The organism is Streptomyces scopuliridis RB72 (assembly GCF_000718095.1).
Taxonomy (GTDB): domain Bacteria; phylum Actinomycetota; class Actinomycetes; order Streptomycetales; family Streptomycetaceae; genus Streptomyces; species Streptomyces scopuliridis.
Map to the genome: position 1 here is coordinate 1 of NZ_JOEI01000089.1, position 431 is coordinate 431.

Sequence of the window (431 nt, forward strand, 5' to 3'; positions counted from 1 at the left end):
AGGTGGTGACTCCGCCGGTCAGGGTTGCTGTGCCGAGGAGGGTGGCGCCGTCGAAGAAGCTGACTGTGCCCGTCGGAGTTCCTGCCCCGGGGGGTACGGGGGTGACGGTGGCGGTCAGGGTCTTCGCCTGTCCGAAGACAGAGGGGTCGGGAGCCGAGGTCAACATCGTGGTGGTGGCGGCCTGAGTGACCGTCTGGATGTCCACGGGCGACGTCGAACCGGTGAAGTTCGGGCTGCCGTTGTAGACGGCGGTGAGGGAGTGGGATCCGATACCCAGGGTGGAGACGCTGAACGTGGCGACTCCGCCGCTGAGGGTTGCTGTGCCGAGGAGAGTGGCGCCGTCGAAGAAGCTGACGGTTCCGGTCGGCGTACCCGCTCCTGGCGGCACCGCGGTGACGGTGGCGGTGAGGGTTTTGGGCTGTCCGAAGACG

The 431-nt window shown here is 67.7% G+C and carries 1 protein-coding gene; it reads right to left on the reverse strand.

Translation table 11 applies throughout. The annotated features are described in order from the left end of the window. Window positions 1–431: Ig-like domain-containing protein (locus IF11_RS0136095; RefSeq protein ID WP_030356027.1), on the reverse strand; the 431-nt coding region annotated here is incomplete at both ends.